The sequence below is a fragment of the Streptomyces triticisoli genome (genome assembly GCF_003270085.1).
In the GTDB taxonomy this organism is placed as follows: domain Bacteria; phylum Actinomycetota; class Actinomycetes; order Streptomycetales; family Streptomycetaceae; genus Streptomyces; species Streptomyces triticisoli.
This window is the reverse complement of sequence record NZ_QFDQ01000010.1, coordinates 1-20161: the sequence shown is the minus strand read 5'-3', so window position 1 is coordinate 20161 and position 20161 is coordinate 1. Positions and strand designations below refer to the sequence as shown.

17 protein-coding genes and 1 pseudogene are annotated in these 20161 nt (G+C 71.8%); 15 read left to right on the top strand and 3 right to left on the bottom strand.

The genetic code is table 11. From position 1 onward, the window contains the following. The first annotated feature begins 300 nt into the window (after positions 1–300). On the top strand, positions 301–1731 hold the full coding sequence (locus tag DEP02_RS02155; protein WP_112465596.1) for an FAD-binding oxidoreductase: 1431 nt from the start codon (positions 301–303) through the stop codon (positions 1729–1731). A gap of 100 nt (positions 1732–1831) precedes the next feature. Here the strand turns inward: DEP02_RS02155 and DEP02_RS02150 are convergent, their stop codons facing one another. Together DEP02_RS02150 and DEP02_RS02145 are read right to left on the bottom strand one after the other, a co-directional pair. Then, positions 1832–2005 carry a DUF397 domain-containing protein gene (locus DEP02_RS02150; protein WP_112465595.1) on the bottom strand — a complete coding sequence of 58 codons (174 nt, stop codon included), beginning with the start codon at positions 2003–2005 and terminating at the stop codon, positions 1832–1834. A gap of 3 nt (positions 2006–2008) precedes the next feature. Beyond that, entirely contained in the window at positions 2009–2863 is an 855-nt protein-coding gene (locus DEP02_RS02145; protein WP_232838924.1) for a DUF5753 domain-containing protein, read from the bottom strand. A 172-nt stretch (positions 2864–3035) separates the two neighbouring features. Here DEP02_RS02145 and DEP02_RS02140 point away from each other — a divergent pair, with 172 nt between their 5' ends. The 3 genes from DEP02_RS02140 to DEP02_RS02130 are packed head-to-tail and all read left to right on the top strand — an operon-like array spanning position 3036 to position 4166. Beyond that, positions 3036–3524 carry an ATP-binding protein gene (locus DEP02_RS02140; RefSeq protein ID WP_112465594.1) on the top strand — a complete coding sequence of 163 codons (489 nt, stop codon included), beginning with the start codon at positions 3036–3038 and terminating at the stop codon, positions 3522–3524. Between the two features lie 5 nt (positions 3525–3529). Next, on the top strand, positions 3530–3940 hold the full coding sequence (locus DEP02_RS02135; RefSeq protein ID WP_232838923.1) for a hypothetical protein: 411 nt from the start codon (positions 3530–3532) through the stop codon (positions 3938–3940). After that, positions 3933–4166 (top strand): hypothetical protein, encoded by a 234-nt coding sequence (locus DEP02_RS02130; RefSeq protein WP_112465593.1) that lies wholly within the window; start codon positions 3933–3935, stop codon positions 4164–4166. Before DEP02_RS02135 ends, DEP02_RS02130 begins: the two co-directional genes overlap by 8 nt. Before the next feature lie 102 nt (positions 4167–4268). Here DEP02_RS02130 and DEP02_RS02125 read toward each other — a convergent pair whose 3' ends face one another. Then, a complete protein-coding gene (locus DEP02_RS02125) occupies positions 4269–4805 on the bottom strand; it encodes an HNH endonuclease (protein WP_112465592.1) in 537 nt (178 codons plus the stop codon). Positions 4806–5138: 333 nt separating this feature from the next. Between DEP02_RS02125 and DEP02_RS02120 the strand changes: the two genes are divergently transcribed. The 11 genes and pseudogenes from DEP02_RS02120 to DEP02_RS02065 all read left to right on the top strand — a co-directional run. Further along, on the top strand, positions 5139–6233 hold the full coding sequence (locus DEP02_RS02120; RefSeq protein WP_500298738.1) for a mechanosensitive ion channel family protein: 1095 nt from the start codon (positions 5139–5141) through the stop codon (positions 6231–6233). Between the two features lie 207 nt (positions 6234–6440). Further along, entirely contained in the window at positions 6441–7061 is a 621-nt protein-coding gene (locus tag DEP02_RS02115; RefSeq protein ID WP_112465590.1) for a Uma2 family endonuclease, read from the top strand. Between the two features lie 69 nt (positions 7062–7130). After that, on the top strand, positions 7131–8396 hold the full coding sequence (locus tag DEP02_RS02110) for a 6-phospho-beta-glucosidase (RefSeq protein ID WP_112465589.1): 1266 nt from the start codon (positions 7131–7133) through the stop codon (positions 8394–8396). Then, positions 8387–9358, top strand: a complete 972-nt coding sequence (locus tag DEP02_RS02105; RefSeq protein ID WP_112465588.1) for an N-acetylglucosamine kinase — start codon at positions 8387–8389, stop codon at positions 9356–9358. The genes DEP02_RS02110 and DEP02_RS02105 overlap by 10 nt, the downstream gene beginning before the upstream one ends. 441 nt (positions 9359–9799) lie before the next feature. Next, positions 9800–11212 carry a GlnX family signal transduction membrane protein gene (locus DEP02_RS02095; RefSeq protein ID WP_232838922.1) on the top strand — a complete coding sequence of 471 codons (1413 nt, stop codon included), beginning with the start codon at positions 9800–9802 and terminating at the stop codon, positions 11210–11212. A 20-nt stretch (positions 11213–11232) separates the two neighbouring features. Beyond that, positions 11233–12267 (top strand): glutamate ABC transporter substrate-binding protein, encoded by a 1035-nt coding sequence (locus DEP02_RS02090; protein ID WP_112465616.1) that lies wholly within the window; start codon positions 11233–11235, stop codon positions 12265–12267. Between the two features lie 33 nt (positions 12268–12300). After that, entirely contained in the window at positions 12301–13650 is a 1350-nt protein-coding gene (locus tag DEP02_RS02085) for a coiled-coil domain-containing protein (RefSeq protein ID WP_112465586.1), read from the top strand. Further along, complete coding sequence (locus tag DEP02_RS02080) at positions 13647–16166, top strand: serine/threonine-protein kinase (RefSeq protein ID WP_112465585.1); 2520 nt, start codon at positions 13647–13649, stop codon at positions 16164–16166. Before DEP02_RS02085 ends, DEP02_RS02080 begins: the two co-directional genes overlap by 4 nt. A 3-nt stretch (positions 16167–16169) precedes the next feature. Continuing rightward, positions 16170–17960, top strand: coding sequence for a PP2C family protein-serine/threonine phosphatase (locus DEP02_RS33825; protein ID WP_232838921.1), 1791 nt, complete (start codon positions 16170–16172; stop codon positions 17958–17960). 179 nt (positions 17961–18139) lie between these two features. Continuing rightward, positions 18140–19486 carry a vWA domain-containing protein gene (locus tag DEP02_RS02070; RefSeq protein WP_112465584.1) on the top strand — a complete coding sequence of 449 codons (1347 nt, stop codon included), beginning with the start codon at positions 18140–18142 and terminating at the stop codon, positions 19484–19486. A 102-nt stretch (positions 19487–19588) separates the two neighbouring features. After that, a pseudogene (locus DEP02_RS02065) lies at positions 19589–20161 on the top strand (FHA domain-containing protein); the annotation flags it as partial.

Genomic DNA, 20161 nt, shown 5'->3' with positions numbered 1-20161 from the left:
CCCCCGGGCGCCCGGACGAACCACGAGCAGTTGCCTGCATCTGTCACGCTGTGCAACCAAAGGCGGTCGACCGCTCGTAGTGGCCCAGCGGACGCACCGTGCTCAACAGCCGAGCGCCGGCGGGTGGGAACCCCGGGCACCGGTGTTCCCACCAGACTTTCCAGGTGTCGGTCAGGTGGTCGCCGGAGTGCGTCGGCGGGGCAGGCCTGTGCCGGGTGAGGATGCGTCCCCGACCCTGGCGTTCCACCCTGGAAAAGAGGAGCGGAACACCCCGGCGCACAGTGGCATGAGGAGGACCGCATGCCCGATCTCGAGATGACGACCACGTCAGGAGCGACCACGGGGGTATCGCAGGCCCGCGTCGAGGCTCTCGCCGAGCGCATACGGGGTGGCCTGGTCGGACCGTCCGACCCGGGATACGACAGCGTGCGCGCCCTGTGGAACGGGATGATCGACCGGCGACCGGGCCTGATCACCCGTTGCACAGGGACGGCAGACGTCATGGCCGCCGTGACCTTCGCGTGCGAGCACGATCTGCTGGTGGCCGTCCGCGGCGGAGGCCACAACGTCTCGGGCAACGCGCTGTGCGACGGCGGCCTCGTCGTCGACCTCTCCCTGTCGAGAGCGGTGCGCGCCGACCCGGCCCGGCGCACGGCCGACGCCCAGGGCGGAGCCACCATCGGGGACCTGGACCACGAGACGCAGCCGTTCGGCCTCGCCGTGCCCATGGGGGTGGTGACGCGCACGGGGATCGCGGGCCTGACCCTCGGCGGCGGGCTCGGCTGGCTGCGGCGGCTTCACGGGCTGAGCAGCGACAATCTGCTCGGGGCCGATCTCGTGACCGCCGACGGCAGGCTGGTCAGGGCGGCACCGGAGGCCGACGCCGACCTCTTCTGGGCGCTGCAGGGCGGCGGCGGCAACTTCGGCGTCGTGACATCCCTGTCCTACCGCGCCCACCCCGTCGGCCCTGAGGTGTTCTTCGCCGTCGTGATGCACCCCGGCAGCGACGCCGCCGAAGCCCTGCGGTTCTTCCGGGAGTGGCAGGCCGGCGCACCCGACGAGGTCAGCGCGTTCGCGGTGCTGTGGCACGCGCCGAGCCTCGACGAGGTCCCCGCCGAGCACCACGGCACCCCGATCGTGATGTATCTGGCCCTGCACGGTGGAAGCCCGGAGGAAGGCGAGCACGCGCTGCGGTCACTGCGGGCGCACGGCTCGCCGTTGGCCGATCTCAGCGGGCGCAGGACGTACCTCGAGGTGCAGCGGTTCTTCGACGACGACTACCCGCCGCACTCGATGCGGTACTACTGGAAGTCGCGCTACCTCGACCGCCTGCCGGACGACGCGGTGGACCTCCTCGTCAGCCTCAATGAGGCCGCTCCGACGCACGAGAGCACGCTCGACGTATGGCAGCTGGGCGGAGCGATGAGCAGGGTGGCACCCGAGGCGACCGCGTTCGGCGACCGCTCCGCGCCCTTCCTGCTCGGCATCGAGGCCAACTGGGAGAACCCCCGCGACGACGACGTCTGCATCGCATGGGCCCGCAAGGTCTACGCCGCGGTGGAGCCGTTCTCCTCCGGCGGCGAGTACGTGAACTTCCCCGGTTTCTACGAGGACAACGACGCCCTCGTCCGGGACACGTTCGGCGGGAACCTGCCCCGCCTCGCGGAGCTGAAGAGGCGCTACGACCCGACGAACTTCTTCCGGCTCAACCACAACATCCGTCCGGCCTGAAACGACGGCTCCGAGGCAGCCGTGGATCTGTCCGGCCTCCCGTGGGGAAGTCGCCGGCGGCCGGGCCGTTGCGCAGGGTGACCTGCCCCAGCGCCTCGCGTCACTTCAACGACGCCGTGAACTCCGTCCAGGCTTCCGGGGTGAGCCGGACCATCGGCCCGGCGGGGGCCTTGGAGTCGCGGACGGCCACCGCGTGGGGGACGTTGCGGGCGACTTCGACGCATTCGCCGGCCGTGCTGCTGTAGCTGGACTTGACGAAGTCGAACTCGCGCATGGGTTACATCTCCTGGCGAATGGTGTCGATCAGCAGGACCGAGTCGTGCTGGGCGAGGCTCAGTCGCGCAGTACGTTCGAAGAACGCGCCGTACGCCGTGCTTTCGTCCTCGCTTTCCACCCACACAGTAGACGCGATGGTGTCAGCGTGGACCACGTCCACGGCCGCGGTTTCGGCGAACGAGATGATCGTGAACGCCCCTGGGATGCAGGGGTGTCCGCCCGCATGGAACGGCAGCACCTGGAGTCGTACGTTCGGCAGCTTGGCCACCTCCAGCAGGTGTTCCAGCTGAGCGCGCATCGTGCCGGGGCCGCCGATCAACTGTCGTAGCGCGGCCTCCCAGACGATGGCGTACACCTGAAGTGGACGCTCCTCGTGGAGACGTGCCTGGCGGCGCATGCGGATCTCCACCAGCCGTTCGATCTCGTCAGGGTCCTCCCACACTCCCGCGCCTTCACTGATCGCCAGCGAACGAGCGTACTCGGCAGTCTGGAACAGGCCTGGAACCAGCGAGAGTTGCCAGGTGCGCACCCGGCTTGCCGCGTCTTCCAGAGCGATGTACTCGGAGAGCGTGCCCGGGTGGGGTGAGTGCTTCCACCACCCCTTCGCTTTGCGGCGTTCGCGGTCCAGCCGGGCCAAATCCAGGAGTCTGGCCAGGGCTTTGGGGTCGTCCAAGCCGTAGAACTCACACAGAACCCGGATGTCCGGGTCCCGCATGGGCACCCATCCCCGCTCCATCTTCACGATCTTGGTGCCGGTCGCGCTGATAGCCGCTGCGGCCTGTTGCTGAGTCTTGCCCGCAGCGTCGCGTAGGCGCAGTAGTTCTCCGCCAAGCCGGCGCGCCAGGACAGTTGACACCTGTCCCTGTCGAGGCTGAGTAGATCGCGTCACGGTCACCGTGTGTCCCACCTTTGTTACCCAGTCGACGATTTCACACTCTCAGGAAGAATTTCCCCAGTTCGATTGCACCGAGAGCGCACGCATCGCTACTTTCAGCACTCAGTCGCCTACACAGCGAAGCCGACGGGAGGTGCGCACCCATGCCCGAACCCCAACCCCCACTGCTCCCGGCACCACCCCCGAACCCGTCCTCCACGAAGACAAACTGGACTACACCCCCGTCCCCCGCAGCGTCGCCCTCGCCCGCCGCCGCGCCGCACGCCTGGTCACCGAGTGGGGATATCCGCACCTCGCAGGAGACGTCGCCCTCGTAGTGTCCGAGCTGGTCACCAACGCCCTGCTGCACGGCAGCCTCCGGGACCGGCTCATCCGCGTACGACTGGTCGTCACCGCCATCACCCTCCGCGTCGAGGTCGACGACCCGCGCGGCGAGCGGCTGCCGTGCCCGCGGGACGCGACCGGCGAGGAGCAGTTCGGGCGCGGGCTGGCGATCGTCGCGGCGCTGGCCGACGACTGGGGTGCGGGACCGAGGGCCGGGGTGGGCAAGACGGTCTGGGCGCAGTGGGGTCTCGGCCTCACCCTCTGCGGTGGCGATCCGCTCGCTCGCACGAAGGAGTGACGAGAATGGCGCTAGCGTGGGCCCGTGCCGGAAAGGTGCTGGACGAGCGGAAGGGGCAGCCGATGACCATGCCTTGCACGGACGGGGACGTCCCACTTATCCCGCGGCCCGCTCTGACGTTGCCGGCCCTGCGGCAGGCCGTGGCGACGGTGGCGCCCTCCCGTCTGCCCGAGTTCTTCGAGGACCTGCAGGAGGCTTTCGTCCGCGCCGGGGACGAGGACAGCGTAGTGCCGATCCGGATGTTCTACCGGCAGTGGGGCGTCGTGGTCGAAATCGAGCGGCACCCTGAGACCGCGCGCCGACTGCACGCCGCCGAGCAGGCCATCAACGACCCGGACCCGGCCGTTCGCGAACGTGCCATTCGCGAGGCCGCCGAGATCGTACGCACGGCACACCGCGAGGTCGCCGGTGGCTGACTGGCACTGGGAACTGTTCCAGGACGACCTGCTGGACGGGCTCCCAAAAGCAGCTCGCACCGAGACGGAGCGGCTGGCCAATGAAATCGCCGTACGGGAATCCATGGTCTTTCTGGAGGGCGCCGCCTATACCGGCCTCGGCCCGGGCGTCCGGACCGAAACGCGTGGGCTGCTCATGCTCACCTACCTGACCGATGTGCGCGGCGAGAGGATCGTCGCCAGGTGAGCTGGTTCGACTGAGGCCGAGCGTGCCGCCCGGCCCTGCGCACTCGCACAGGACGCAGGGCCGGGCGGCACGCCCGTCAGCCAATGCGAAGGCCCGGATCCGTCAGGCGGAGATGCCGTCGATCCGGGCCAGGGCGTCGTCCGCGCCGAACGGCTGCAGGTAGGGCAGCCAGCGCGGGTCCCTATGCCCGGTGCCGATGATGCGCCAGGCCAGGCCCGTGGGCGGGGCCGGCTTGTGGCGCAGGCGCCAGCCCAGCTCGACGAGGTGGCGGTCGGCCTTGACGTGGTTGCAGCGGCGGCAGGAGGCCACCACGTTGTCCCAAGCGTGTTTGCCCCCGCGTGAGCGCGGGATGACGTGGTCGACGCTGGTTGCGATGCCGCCGCAGTACATGCACCGGCCCCCGTCGCGGGCGAAGAGCGCTCGCCTGGTCAGTGGAACGGGCCCCCGGTAGGGAACCCGCACGAAACGCTTGAGCCGGACCACGCTGGGTGCGGGGACGGTGACGGTTGCGCTGTGCAGATAGGCGCCGGACTCCTCGAGGCAGACTGCCTTGTTCTCGAGGACGAGCACGAGCGCGCGGCGGAGCGGTACGACGCCGAGGGGCTCGTACGACGCGTTGAGTATCAGGACATGCGGCACGGATGCCTCCTTGTACGCCGGCGGCGCGTGGCTCGCGCCGGGGCTGTCTGGAGTCAGTTTCCCCTCATGCCTGGTGAACGCGCCACCATGTCCCGGTAACGGGCTGGGAGTGTTTTCGACCACACCGGGTTCCTCCCCAGGACCGCGCCCCCCTCACACGACCTGATCAGAGGCGGGTGGACACCGTCCCTCACCGGTCATCCCCGGAACTTCACACCGATCCCCACACCGTGCCCCGTTAGTGTGGTGGTTCTGCCCGTCCGGTGACCTCTTCGTGACCCAGACGATATTGACCCCTGTGCCGGAGGGCGGATGCACCTGGAGGTACCTGTCGTGTCCTTGCCCGCCGTCCTACTGGCCGCCGGTCCGTCGCCGTCGCCGTCGCCCTCCGAGACGCCGGCCCTGACGGTCCCCACGTTCCAGGACGCCCACGAGAGCGCGACGAACGCCGCCGGCTGGGTCGAGCAGAACTGGTCCACGTGGCTGGCGATCGGTCTGAGGGTGCTGCTGATCCTGGTGATCGCGGCGGTGCTGAGAAGCGTGGTCCGGCGGGCGATCACCAAGCTCATCGACCGTATGAGCCGCACGGCCGAGGCGGTGGACGGCACCGCGCTGGGCGGGCTGCTGGTCAACGTCGAGCGCCGCCGGCAGCGCTCCCAGGCGATCGGCTCGGTGCTGCGCTCGGTGGCGAGCTTCCTGATCATGGGGACGGCGGCGCTGATGGTGCTGGCCACCTTCGAGATCAACCTGGCCCCGCTGCTGGCCTCGGCCGGTGTGGCCGGCGTGGCGATCGGTTTCGGCGCCCGCAACCTGGTCACCGACTTCCTCTCCGGCGTTTTCATGATCCTGGAGGACCAGTACGGCGTCGGCGACTCGATCGACGCGGGCGTGGCCTGCGGCGAGGTGATCGAGGTCGGCCTGCGCGTGACCAAGCTGCGCGGGGCGAACGGCGAGATCTGGTACGTCCGCAACGGCGAGGTCAAGCGCATCGGCAACCTCTCCCAGGGCTGGGCGACGGCCGGTGTCGACGTCACCGTCAGGGCGGACGAGGACCTGGACAAGGTGAAGGCCACCCTGGACGAGGTCGCCGAGAAGATGGGCAAGGAGGAGCCCTGGAACGAGCTCCTGTGGAGCCCGATCGAAGTGCTCGGCCTGGACAGCGTGCTGATCGACTCGATGGTCGTCCGCGTCTCGGCCAAGACCATGCCGGGCAAGTCGGTGACCGTGGAGCGCGAGCTGCGCTGGCGCATCAAGCGGGCCTTCGACGCGGCCGACATCCCCATCGTCGGCGGCGCGACCGCCCCGGCGGACGAGACCCCGGCCCCCGACCCCACGGCCGGCATGGCGGCCCCTTCGGCCTTCGCCAGCACCACCTCCCCGCAGTCGCTGGCGGCGTCGCCGATTCCGCCGCAGTCGATGACGAAGTAGGGCCGCGGATCCACGAGAGGGGCGGCGTTCGGCAGTGCCCGGGCGCCGCCCCTCTCGCATGCGTGGGGAGGGACGGAACGGTTCAGCACACTCATTCGAGTGAAGGCCCTCAGGTTTCGCCGTGGAACGCGCCCGGCGGGCTCCATTGCTCTGCCGGGGCACCCGGCGCGGGCGTAGCCTGACACCAGCGCGACAAGGAGACCAGCGATGAGCGCCGAACCGATCATGGAGCCGGTGATGACGCAGGTGGACCCCATCGACCTGTTGAGTGCGATCGAAGAGGCGTCGCCGATGCCGATTCGACCCGAGTATGTCGAGGGGACGGTCATCGTGCCGCCACAGCCGAACGACCACCACAACGACGGCGCCTTCGAGCTGAGCTACCAGTTCCGTGCGGCCGGATTCCGTCTTGTGGGCATGGGCAACGGCTATCGCGCCGCACACAAGGACGGCAGCACCATGACCTTGTTCATCCCGGACTTCTACGTTCGGCGCCGCAAGGCCTCGGAGCTCGACGAGTCGTACCGCAAGGCCCACAAGGGCTGGTACCCCATCGACATGATCGCCCTGATCGGCGAGGTCACCTCGACCAATCACGAAACGGACACCGGCCCCAAGTTCCGCACCTACGCCGCCGCCGGTGTCCCCGTCTACATCCTGATCAACCGCAACACCAACACGGCTCACTGCTACACCACCCCCATCCTCCCCGGCGACGACCCCACCAAGGCGTACTACGACGACGAGGCCAAGGTCGACCTCGGCGAGCCGCTCCCTCTCCCGGCCCCGTACCCCACGCTGGACACGGCCCCGTTCCTCAAGGACTGAACCAGGCCCGACCCGCGCACCGCCCCCGCACCCTTCACCTGAGTGGTCATCAGCTTGTATAGGTTGCGGATGAAACTCACCGTGGTCGGCGGCGGCTCGACCTACACCCCCGAACTCATCGACGGCTTCGCTCGCCTCAGGGACACCCTCCCCCTCGAGGAACTGGTCCTCGTCGACCCGGCGGCGGACCGTCTGGAACTGGTCGGCGGCCTGGCCCGCCGCATCTTCGCCCGCCAGGCACACAACGGCCGTATCGTCACCACCTCCGACCTGGACAGGGCCGTCGACGGCGCCGACGCGGTCCTGCTCCAACTGCGCGTCGGCGGCCAGGCGGCCCGCGAACAGGACGAGACCTGGCCCCTGGCCTGCGGCTGTGTCGGCCAGGAAACGACGGGCGCCGGCGGCCTGGCCAAGGCGCTGCGCACGGTCCCAGTCGTCCTGGACATCGCCGACCGCGTACGCCGCACCAACCCCGACGCCTGGATCATCGACTTCACCAACCCGGTCGGCATCGTCACCCGCGCCCTGCTCCAAGCCGGCCACAAGGCGGTCGGCCTGTGCAACGTGGCGATCGGCTTCCAGCGCAAGTTCGCCGCGATGCTGGGCGTCGCCCCCGCCGAGCTCCACCTGGACCACGTGGGCCTGAACCACCTCACGTGGGAGACGGGGGTACGCCTGGGCGGCCCGGACGGCGAGGACGTCCTCCCCAAACTCCTGACCGACCACGGCGACACGATCGCCGACGACCTCCGCCTCCCCCGCCCCCTCCTGGACCGCCTGGGCGTGATCCCCTCCTACTACCTGCGTTACTACTACACGCACGACAAAGTAGTGGAGGAAATGCGCACAAAACTCTCCCGAGCGGCCGAAGTAGCGGCAATGGAGCGCGAGTTGCTGACGATGTACGGCGACCCGGCCCTCGACGAGAAGCCGGCCCTCCTCGCCAAGCGCGGCGGCGCCTACTACTCGGAGGCGGCGGTGGACCTCGCCGCAGCGCTCCTGAATGGAGGCGGAAACCCGTACCAGGTGGTGAACACACACAACAGCGGCACGCTCCCCTTCCTCCCGGACGACGCGGTGATCGAGGTACAGGCAGCAGTGGGCCCCGAGGGCACGACGCCCCTCCCCATCCCCTCCGTCGACCCCCTCTACGCGGGCCTGATGGCGAACGTGACGGCGTACGAGGACCTGGCCCTTCAGGCGGCTCTGCACGGCGGCCGGGACCGCGTCTTCCGCGCCCTGCTCTCCCACCCCCTCATCGGCCAGTACGAGTACGCCGAAACCCTCACCGACCAACTGATCGCGCACAACCGGGAGCACCTGGCGTGGGCCTGACCGCAAGCGTCCTCGCCATCGACGCGGGCAACAGCAAGACCGACGTAGCGGTCGTGGCAGCCGACGGAAACGTCCTCGCCACGGCCCGCGGCGGTGGATTCCGGCCACCGGCCGTGGGCGTGGAAACGGCGGTGGACACCCTGGCAGAAACGATCAGCCGGGCCTACACGACAGCGGGAGTCACCTCCGCCGACCACGTCTCGGCCTGCCTGGCCAACGCCGACCTGCCCATCGAGGAACGACAACTGGCGACCGCCCTGCACGCACGCGCGTGGGGCACGACAGTCGACGTACGCAACGACACGTTCGCGATCCTGCGCGCGGGCGTGGCCGAACCCCGCGGTGTCGCCGTCGTCTGCGGCGCCGGCATCAACTGCGTCGGCATGCGCCCGGACGGCCGCACCGCCCGCTTCCCCGCGCTCGGCCGCATCTCCGGCGACTGGGGCGGCGGTTGGGGCCTGGCGGAGGAGGCCCTGTGGTACGCGGCCCGGGCGGAGGACGGCCGCGGCGAGGCCACCGCCCTGTCCCACACCCTCCCCGCCCACTTCGGCCTGGCCTCCATGTACGCCCTCATCGAGGCCCTCCACCTGAACCGCGTCGACCACCACCGCCGCCACGAACTGACCCCGGTCCTGTTCCGAACGGCCGCGGACGGCGACCCGATCGCCCGCACGATCGTCGACCGCCTGGCGAACGAGGTGGTCACCATGGCCACGGTGGCCCTGACCCGCCTGGACCTCCTCGACGAGGAAACCCCCGTCCTCCTCGGCGGCAGCGTCCTGGCCGCCCGCCACCCCCAACTGGACGACACCATCCACGCCCTCCTGTCCACCCGCGCCCCGAAGGCGACCCCCCAGGTGGTCACGGCAAGCCCGGTCCTGGGCGCGGCCCTCCTGGGGCTGGACCAGGTGAGAGCCTCCGCGCAGGCACAGGAAACACTGCGGGCCCACTTCGAACGGTGAGCCATGGGAAACGTGCACGGAGTGGGATCTGCCCGCAGCCATACGGGCCCGCACCCGCGCGACGGCGGAAGGGGCTGTGGGGGTGCGTCAACAGCCCGCCGCATACTTCGTCTCTGCCCAGTCCAGCCATGGCAACTCAGGGCAGTACGCCCGTGCGCGGCGGGCTGGACGCACCCCCACGGCCCCGACCCACCCACACGCCGCAGGCGCCCCGGCCCAAACCGCCGGAGGCCCCCGCACCCCCACGGCCCCGACCCCACAACGCGCCGCGGGCGCAACACCAGCGCTGGGGAACCGAACCGACTTCCCCGACGTATTCATGGGCAAGGGGTGGTGCGGAGCAGCTCCGCTGCGGTCCGATCAAGATCCAGTGAAGGCCGGTGCGGATGTCAGTCCCGGCAGCGATACTTGCGGTGACGGATGACCATGGGGGAGGTCACAGTGACACACCCGCCGACAAACACGGCACCACCACCCGCGGTCCCGCCGCACCCCACATCCCCGCCCCCACCCACCCCCACGCCCCCACGCCGCACCGCCCTCGCAGAAGGCGCGGACCGCCTCCGCCACGCCGCCACCACAGAACCCGGCCGCCTCCGCATCATCGGCGCCGTCCTGGCCCTCCTCGTCGTGACCTTCGGCGCCGTCACCGCCCTGCAGACCACCAACCGCGCCACGGCCGCCGACGACGTCCTGAACCGCAGCCAGCCCCTCAGCTCCGACGCCGCGGACATCTACCGCTCCCTCGCCGACGCCAACACCATGGCCACCAGCGGCTACCTGGCCGGCCTGCAGGAGACGACGGCCACCCGCGAGCGCTACGAGTCCGACATCCGCACGGCCGCCGCCAAACTCGTCACCGCCGCCGCCAACTCCGCCCCAGGGTCTCCCTCCGCCGCCACCATCACCAGGCTCAACGAACTCCTGCCCCGCTACAAGGGCCTGGTGGAGGCCGCCCGCGCCAACAACCGCCAGGGCTTCCCGGTCGGCGGCGCCTACCTGCGCACCGCCAACGACACGATGCAGAACGAGATGCTCCCGGCGGCCGAGGACCTGTACCAGAAGGAGAACCAGCGGCTGAGCGCCGACTACGCGGACGCGACCCCGTACCCATGGGCCGCGATCGCCCTCGGTGTCGTCGCCCTGGCGGCCCTCGCCCGGGCCCAGCGACGCAACTACCTGCGGACGAACAGGGTGCTGAACCACGGTCTGGTGGCCGCCACCGCGGCCACCACCGTCGTCCTGCTGTGGCTGGTGATCGGCCACAGCGTCGCGCGCGCGGGCCTGAACGGCTCCTACACCCACGGCGTGCGCTCGCTGAGCGTGCTGCACGACGCCCGTATCGCCTCCCTGAAGGCCCGCAGCAACGAGAACCTGACCCTCGTCAGCCGCGGCGCGGAGACAAAGACGCTGAAAAACAACACGGTCATGGACGCCTACGACTGGGCGTACGACCAGGAGCTCGACAGACTCGCGAAGGCCCTCGCCCACGCCGACCGCCTCGCCGACGACACCGCGGGCCGCAAGCCCGTACAGGTGGCGAACGAGTCGATGAAGGTCTGGAAGTCCCGGCACGAACTGGCCCGCCGGGCCAACGACTCCGGCGACTACCAGAAGGCACGGGACCGGGTCATCGGCACCACGGCCGAGGACCAGTCGACGGGCGAGTGCTTCGACAACGTCGACACCTCACTGGCGTCGGCGCTCACCCACGAGACGAACGAGTTCAGGCAGGCCGCCCGCGCCGGCCTGGCCGCGATGACCGGCCTGCCCGCCGGCTCCGCGGTGCTCGCGGTCCTCGGCGCGGCCGGCGCGGTGCTCGGCATCGGGCGCAGACTGTCGGAGTACAGGTGAACGGGGAAGGGGGCGTGACGATGCGAGCAAGACGTCTGCGGGCCGGCCTGAAGGGCTGGGGAGGCGTGGGAGCGATGGCAGCCGTCTGCACCTTGGCGCTGACACTGGTCCTGCTCCTGCCCCTGCCGCGCACCCAGCCGCACGCGGCCGACACCCGGCCCGACGACCCCACCCCGAGCAGCCGGGGGACGGCCCACGGCACCCGGGCCAAGGCGGACAACTGCAAGGACAGCGAGGCCCACAACCAGAGCCTGTCCCCGTCGAGCGCGGACGGCCCCACCCTCAGCGCCATCAGGTCGCGCGGCTACCTGTCGGTGGGCGTCGACCAGAACAGCTACCGCTGGGGCTACCGCAACCCGAACAACTCCACCGGCGAGCTGGAGGGCTTCGACATCGACCTGGCGCACCGCATCGCCAAGGACATCCTCGGCGACGAGAGCAAGGTGCAGTTCAAGGCCATCCCCACCAACGAGCGCATCCCCGCGATCAGAAGCGGCCGCGTGGACATGGTGGTGCGCACCATGACGATCTCGTGCGACCGTCTGAGGCAGGTGGCGTTCTCCGCGCCGTACTTCCTGACGGGCCAGCAGGTTCTGGCGCCCAAGACGTCGAAGATCACCGGATACGACGCCTCCCTGGCCGGCCGGAAGGTCTGCTCGGCGACCGGCTCCACCGCCTACGACCACCTGTCCGCCGACACGAAGAACGGCAGACTTCCCGCCTCCACCGACATCACCACCACCGTCCCCAACCAGCTGGACTGCCTGGTGCGGCTGCAACTCGGCGAGGTGGACGCGGTGGTGACGGACAGTGCGCTCGCCGCCAGCCAGGCCGCGCAGGACCCCACGGTGGCGCTGAAGGGCACGAGCTTCACCAAGGAGTTCTACGGTGTGGCGATGAAGCTGGGCGCCGACGACCTGGTGCGCCGGGTCAACCGAATACTGGAGAGCTACCGCGGGGACGGGGGCTGGAAGGCGTCGTACGACACGTGGTTGTCCGCCACGCTGGGTAGGGAGTCGTCGTCGGCGGTCCCGCCGACGGCGAGCTACCGGTGACAGACGGAACACGAGCGCAGCGAGAGGTGATCGATGGGCGTCACGGACCCCGCCGGGCCGGTGATGGACCGGGACGAGGTGGACCGTGCGCTGGCGCGGCTCGGCTCGGAGCACGAGGCCGTCGAGACCTCACTCCTCGCCCTGCAGGACCACGCGGGCCGCAGACTCCTGGAGGGTGCCGAGCTGACCGGCGTGACCAAGGAGCGCTGGGCGGCGACGGAGGCGTCGATCACGCTGCTGTGGACGTACTTCGACGCCTACAGCGGCGCGCTGCGCACCGCCCGTGAGATCCGTGCCCGCCGCCGCTGGTCCAGCCGCGAGGACCTGGTGGAGCTGACGGAGCTGCTGCGCGGCGAGTCGGTCACGGTCGCCGGCTCGGCGACGGCCATGGCGAACGCGCCGACCCTGGCCGGCCCGAGCAGGCTCAGCCGGAGCTTCTCCCTGGCCGCGCTGGTGGAGCGGATGAACGAGCTGTACGCGGCCGGCCTGGACATGGTGGTCGCCGCCGACGCGGTCTGGTCGGCGCTGCCCGCGCGGATCGACCTGCTGGCCGCGGAGTTGCGGCGCACCCGCCGGCTCGCGCACTCGGTCGGCGTCCGCCCCGGCGAGCACCCGGCGGGCGACGACCTGGAGCGCATCACGCGCACGCTGGCGAAGCTGCGTGCGGAGGTGGTCTCCGACCCGCTGGCCTTCTGGGTGCCGGCGCAGGGCAGTTCGGCGCCGGGCGGCGGCCGGCCGGACACCACGGTGTACGACCGTGAGGCGCGGGCGCTGGAAGAGGTGCGCCGGGAGATCGACGCCGTGCTCGGGGTGCGGCAGGACGCCGAGCAGCGGCTGATCAGGCTGCGGGACCTGCTCTCGCGCGCGGACCGCACGCTCGCCGAGGCGCGCACCGCGCGGGGCGAGGTGCTGGCGAAGATCGCGGCGACGGAGGTGCCGGTGGTCAGCGGTCCGCCGACCGTGCTGCAGGAGCAGCTGGCGGCGGCCGCCGAGTACCGCAGACAGGCGCAGTGGCACCGCCTGTCGCCGTTGCTGGACTCCCTGGAGCAGAAGGCGGAGGACGAACTGCTGCGCGCCCGCGAGTCGTTGACGGCGGTCACCGCTCCGCTGGCGGTCCGTGCCGAGCTGCGCGGCCGGCTGGACGCGTACCGGGCGAAGGTGGCCCGGCACGGCCTGGCGGAGGACCCGCTGCTGGTCGAGCGGTACGACGCGGCGCGGCGCATGCTGTGGAGCGCGCCCTGCGACCTGCGGGTGGCCGAGCAGGCCGTGCTGCGCTACCAGCAGGCGGCGGCCGAAGCGCTCGGCAGCGCGCGGGTGCCGGAGCAGGGCGGGCCCCGGGACCGTGACGGCGGGGCCGGCAAGGACGGTAGGGGGGAGTCATGAGTCGGGCGGGGCAGAGCTGTCAGCGGCCGGAGTGCCAGGGTACGTACGAGGACGTGGGCGGCGGCGAGCTGTACTGCGACACGTGCGGTCTCGCGCCGGTCGTCTCGACGACCGGCACGGTGGGCTCACCGCCCACCGGGGTCACGGGCGGTTCGGCCTCCAGCGCGCGCAGCGCCCGCAGTTCGCGTACGTCGTCGCAGTCGACCGGTTCCTCACGGTCCCGCCGCTCGGTGTCGGGACGGCTGTCGCGCTCGCTGTCGGGCAGGTCGACCGGCCGCTCGGTGTCGGTGCGCGGCTCCGGCTCGACGACGGGCTCCTCCGGCCGCGGCCGGCTGGGCGCGGGACTGGTGCAGGTGCCGCAGGTGCCGCGGCCCGACCCGCGCTCGATGGTGCTCGAGAGCCCCGAGGTGCCGGAGCGGAAGCGGTTCTGCTCGCGTGCGGACTGCGGGGCGCCGGTGGGCCGCGCGCGCGGTGACCGGTCGGGCCGTACGGAGGGTTTCTGCACCAAGTGCGGTCACCCGTACTCCTTCGTGCCCAAGCTGAGGGCCGGGGACATCGTCCACGGTCAGTACGAGGTCGCGGGCTGTCTGGCGCACGGCGGGCTGGGCTGGATCTACCTGGCCGTGGACCGGGCGGTGTCCGACCGGTGGGTGGTGCTCAAGGGCCTGCTGGACACCGGCGACCAGGACGCGATGGAGGCGGCGATCTCCGAGCGGCGCTTCCTCGCGGAGATCGAGCACGCCAACATCGTGCGGATCTACAACTTCGTGGAGCACCTCGACCAGCGCACCGGCTCCCTCGACGGCTACATCGTGATGGAGTACGTCGGCGGCAAGTCGCTGAAGGAGATCGCCAACTCCCGCCGCGCCCCGGACGGCAGGCGTGACCCGCTGCCGGTGGAGCAGGCGTGCGCGTACGGCATCGAGGCCCTGGAGGCGCTCGGCCATCTGCACAGCCGCAACCTGCTGTACTGCGACTTCAAGGTCGACAACGCGATCCAGACCGAGGACCAGCTCAAGCTGATCGACATGGGCGCGGTGCGCCGCATGGACGACGACGAGTCGGCCATCTACGGCACGGTCGGCTACCAGGCGCCGGAAGTCGCCGAGGCCGGCCCGTCGGTGGCCAGCGACCTGTACACGGTGGGCCGTACGCTCGCCGTGCTCACGTTCGACTTCCAGGGCTACACGAACGTCTTCGCGGACAGTCTGCCCGACCCCGACAGCATCGAGGTCTTCCACCGGTACGAGTCCTTCTACCGCCTGCTGGTCCGCGCCACCGACCCCGACCCGGCTCGCCGGTTCGCCTCCGCGCAGGAGATGTCCGAGCAGCTGACGGGCGTACTGCGGGAGGTCGTGTCCCTGCAGACCGGCCACGCGCGGCCGGCCCTGTCGACGCTGTTCGGGCCGGAACTGAGGGTGACGGACACGGAGTTGTTCCCCCGGCTGGACGGGGACGTGTCCCGGCTGGGGGCACGGGTGCCGCGCACGCGCAGGTCCGCTCCGGCGCTCCCCGCGGGCGCGGCGCAGGGCGCGGGCGGCAGCCCGGGCACGTCGGCCGTCCCGGCTCCGCCGGTCCTCGTCAAACCCGTCGACACGCCGACCGCCGCCCTCGCCCTGCCGGTCCCCCACGTCGACCCCACCGACCCGAACGCGGGTTTCCTGGCGGGTCTGTTGACGTCGGCGCCCGCCGAGCTGGTCCACGCGCTCGCGGCGGCGCCCACGCAGTCCACCGAGACACGGCTGCGCCAGGTCCGCGCCCGGCTGGAGACCGGTGAGCCGGCCGTCGCGCTGCGGGTCCTGCGCGCTCTGGAGGAGGAGGACCCGGACGACTGGCGGGTCGTCTGGTACCGGGGTGTGACCTCCCTGGTCACCGGCGACCACGAGGAGGCGGCCCTCGCCTTCGACGCGATCTACGACGCCTTCCCCGGCGAGGTCGCGCCGAAGCTGGCGCTCGCCCTGTGCGCGGAGGTGCTCGGCCAGCTCGACAACGCCGCCGAGTACTACCGCCTGGTGTGGTCCACCGACCCGAGCCAGGTCAGCGCGGCGTTCGGCCTGGCCCGCGTCCAACTGGCCACCGGTGACCGGCGTGGGGCCGTACGGACCCTGGAGTCGGTTCCGGAGTCCTCCATCCACTACACGGCGGCGCGGGTGGCGGCCGTACGGGCGCGGCTGCGGCACCGGACGGCGGCCGCGTCCGACACGCCGTTCCTGGAGGACCTGACGGCCGCCGCCGGGCAGGTGGAGGCACTTCAGGCGTACGCTCTGGATCCTGCGCGGCGCGAGCGGCTGTCGGCGGAAGTCCTCGGCTGCGCCCTGGACTGGATACTCTCCGGGGGACGGGCCGCCGACCCGGCCTCCCGGCGGGTGCTGCTCGGCAGCGACCTGGACGAGCGGGGACTCCGCTTCGGCCTGGAGCGTTCGTACCGCACGCTGGCCCGGCTGGCCTCCGGCGGCGAGGAGAGGATCGACCTGGTGGAACGTGCCAACCGTTACCGCCCCCGGACGTGGGTGTAGTTGATGTCGCAGATGCACCAGCAGGCCGCCCTGCCGAAGTGCCCGAGCTGTGCGGAGCCGGTGGAGTCGGGTGACCGTTTCTGCGGCGCGTGCGGATGCGCCCTGTCCGCGGCCGCCGCGGGACGGAACGACACGCCGACGCTCACCATGAACGGCGCCTCGGTGCCGCGCCCGGCCGCCCCCGGCGAGCACGCCGACGGCGCCGCCTGGCCCCACGCCCCGCACCCGGACGCCTCCGAGGTCCCGCCCCGCCCGCACGTGCCGGGCACGAACGCGGGCGGCTCCCCGCCGCCCCCACCACCGGCACCGCAGTCGCAGCCACAGCCACAGGCCCAGGGGCAGCGACAGGCAGCAGCCCAGCCTCCGCGGCAACCGCAGCTCCAGCCGCCGGCTCACCCTCCGCAGCAGCCACAGCCGCAGCCGCAGGCGCACCCGGCAGCCCAGCCCCCGCGCCAGGCGGAGCCGCAGGCTCAGGCGGCGGTCGAGCGGCAGCCGCAGCCGCCCGCCCAGCCCCCGCAGCAGGCACAGGGCCAGCCGCATCGGGCCGCCCAGCCCCCGCGCCAAACGGCGCCGCAGCCGCCGACCCAGCCACAGGCTCCGGCCGCAGCCCAGCCACAGGCCCAGGGTCAGGATCAGGCGTACGCGGCGGTCCAGCCTCCGCAGCAGGCGCAGCCGCAGCCCGAGCCCCAACCTCAGCCCCAGGCGCCGCACCCGGCAGCCCAGCCCCCACGCCAGGCGGAGCCGCAGCCGCCGCTCGGTGACTCCCCCGCGCCGCCGGCCTGCGGTGTGCGGCTCGACCGGCCGGCGGAGCCCGACGAGTACCCGCTGCAGGCGCCGGACCCGCGGGTGGCCGCGGACGCCGCCGCCCCGGACGAGGGCGCCGCGGTGTGCGTGGCGTGCCGGGCGGGGCGGGTCGACAGCGACGGTTACTGCGAGAACTGCGGGCACGCCCAGCCGCGCGAACGCGACCACATGGAGCAGGAGTCGGGCCCGATCGCCGCGGTCAGCGACCGGGGCCTGCGCCACCACCGCAACGAGGACTCCTTCGCCGTCGGCCACCTCACGCTGCCCGACGGCTCGCCCGCGGCCGTGGCGATCGTCTGCGACGGCGTGTCCTCCGCGACCCGCCCCGACGACGCCTCACTGGCCGCCTCGCGGGCGGCGAGCGAGTCCCTGCTGGCCGCGCTCCCCCGGGGCACGCATCCCCAGCAGGCCATGCACGAGGCGATCGTGGCCGCCGCGAAGGCGGTCGAGTCGCTCGCCGAGGAACCCGCGACGGCCCGCGAGCACGCCCCGCACCAGAACGCGCCGGCCTGCACGATCGTCGGCGCGGTGGTCACCTCCGGCCTGCTGGTCGTCGGCTGGGTCGGCGACAGCCGCGTCTACTGGGTGCCGGTGGACCGCTCCGCGCCCCCGGCCCGGCTCACCGAGGACGACTCGTGGGCCGCGCAGATGGTCGCCGCGGGCCTGATGACCGAGGCGGAGGCGTACGCCGACGAGCGCGCCCACGCGATCACCGGCTGGCTCGGCGCGGACGCCTACGAACTCGAGCCGCACACCGCCTCCTTCAAGCCGGACCGGCCGGGTGTGGTCGTGGTCTGCACGGACGGGCTGTGGAACTACGCCGAGACGGCCGAGGAGATGGCCCGGGCCGTCCCCCACGACGCCGCCGTACGTCCGCTGCACAGCGCCCGGGTACTGGTCGGCCACGCCCTGGACGGCGGGGGCCACGACAACGTAACAGTGGCCGTCCTGCCGTTCCCGGCCCCGCCGCGGGGGGCAGGATCGCCCTGAGGGACGTATGCCGGGGCCCGCCGCGGCACGTGACACGTGGCATGTGGCACGTGGCACGCGACGGGACCCCCGGCGCGAGCCCTCACCGACGAGGAAGCTTCAAAGGGCCGGAGGGGAGCGGCCCGTTCACAGTCGTCGCTCCCGCGCGCGGGGGTTCCAGAAGGGGGATCTGGGAAGGCATGGCCAATTTCTCGAAGTCCAGCGTGCCGCGGTTCTCGGTGGACGTGTACCAGAACGAGTACCTGCCCGAGGACGGCCGGGAGGTCAACGCGATCGTCACGGTCACCGCGACCGGCGGCGGCACCATCGGCGGCGCGGTGGCGGCACCGCACCTCCACACATCCGGTCAGGGACCGTCCGCGGCGGTGGTGCTGATGGTCGACTGCTCGGGTTCGATGGACTACCCGCAGACCAAGATGCGCAACGCCCGGGACGCCACGGCCGCCGCGATCGACACCCTGCGCGACGGCGTGCGCTTCGCGGTGGTCGGCGGCACGCACGTGGCCAAGGAGGTCTATCCGGGCGACGGCCGGCTCGCGGTCGCCGACGCCGCCACCCGCGAGCAGGCCAAGCGGGCGCTGCGCAGGCTGAACGCGGGCGGCGGCACGGCCATCGGCACCTGGCTGCGGCTGGCCGACCGGCTGCTGTCCTCGGCCGAGGCCGACATCCGGCACGGCATCCTGCTCACCGACGGCCGCAACGAGCACGAGTCGCCCGAGGACCTCAAGCGGGCGCTCGGCGACTGCGCGGGACGCTTCACGTGTGACGCGCGTGGCGTGGGCACCGACTGGGAAGTGAAAGAAGTCACAGGGATCGCCTCCGCGCTGCTCGGCACCGCCGACATCGTCGCCGATCCGGCCGGTCTGGCCGCCGACTTCACGCGGATGATGGAGACGGCGATGGGCAAGGAGGTCGCGGACGTCGCCCTGCGGGTGTGGACGCCGGTCGGCGCGACCATCAAGTTCGTCAAGCAAGTCGCCCCTGCGGTTGAGGAGTTGACGGACCGCCGCACCGAGGCGGGCCCGCGTTCCGGGGACTACCCCACCGGCTCCTGGGGGGACGAGTCCCGTGACTACCACCTCTGCGTGGAGGTGCCCGCGGCCGGCGTCGGCCAGGAAATGCTCGCCGCCCGGGTCTCCCTGGTGGTCCCGCAGCCTGACCGAACGGTACAGAACCTGGGCGCGCAGGGCCTCGTACGGGCCGTGTGGACCGACGACATGGCCGCGTCCACCTCGATCAACCCGCAGGTGGCCCACTACACCGGGCAGGCCGAACTGGCACAGGTCATCCAACAGGGGCTCGACCTTCGCAAAGCAGGCGATATCGATGGAGCAACGGCCAAACTGGGCCGGGCCGTTCAGCTCGCCGGCGCCTCGGGGAACGCGGATACTGCGAAACTGCTTGCGAAGGTGGTGGACGTGGTCGACGCGGCGACAGGTACTGTGCGACTGAAGACGAAGGTCGAGGAGGCCGACGAGATGACTCTCGAGACTCGGTCCACCAAGACCGTTCGTGTGAAGAAGTGACGCGGCACCGCCGCGACAGACAGCGAAAGACAGCGAGCCTGGCCCCTCGGGGTGGGAGAAATCCGGTCGAGACGGCCGGAAAGGAGAGGGGGAAGCGCCGACATGCCGACCTGCCCGAACGGACACCAGTCGGGTTCCGACGACTGGTGCGAGGTGTGCGGTCACCGCATGGCCGGTGCCGTGCCCCCGCCTCCCCCGCCTCCCCCACCGCCCCCGGCCGGCGGCTACGGCTTCCCGCCCGCACCGGGGCCCGGCGGTCACGGTGGCCCGGGCGGTCCCGGTCACCCGGGTGTGCCCGGCGGGCACCCGCACCTGTCCGCCGCACCGGCCCCCGAGCCGGAGCTCTGCCCGCAGTGCCGTACGCCCCGTGAGGGCGGTGCGCCGTTCTGCGAGGAGTGCCGGTGGAACTTCCTGACGAACACCGCGACCTCGTACACCCCGGCCGCGCCGCGCCCGCCGGCGCCCGGGACCGGTACCGGTCCCGGCCCGGGTGCCCCCCGCTTCCCGCAGCCGCCCGGCCCGCCCTTCGGCGGCGACTCCTACGAGTACCAGGGCTCCCGGCCCTCGCAGGTGAACCGCCCGGCCGAGCCGATCCCGCCGGGCCCGCCCTTCGGCACCGAGCCCCCGGGCCGCCCCGGCGGTCACGGCGGTCCGGGCGGTCACGGTGCGCCCGGG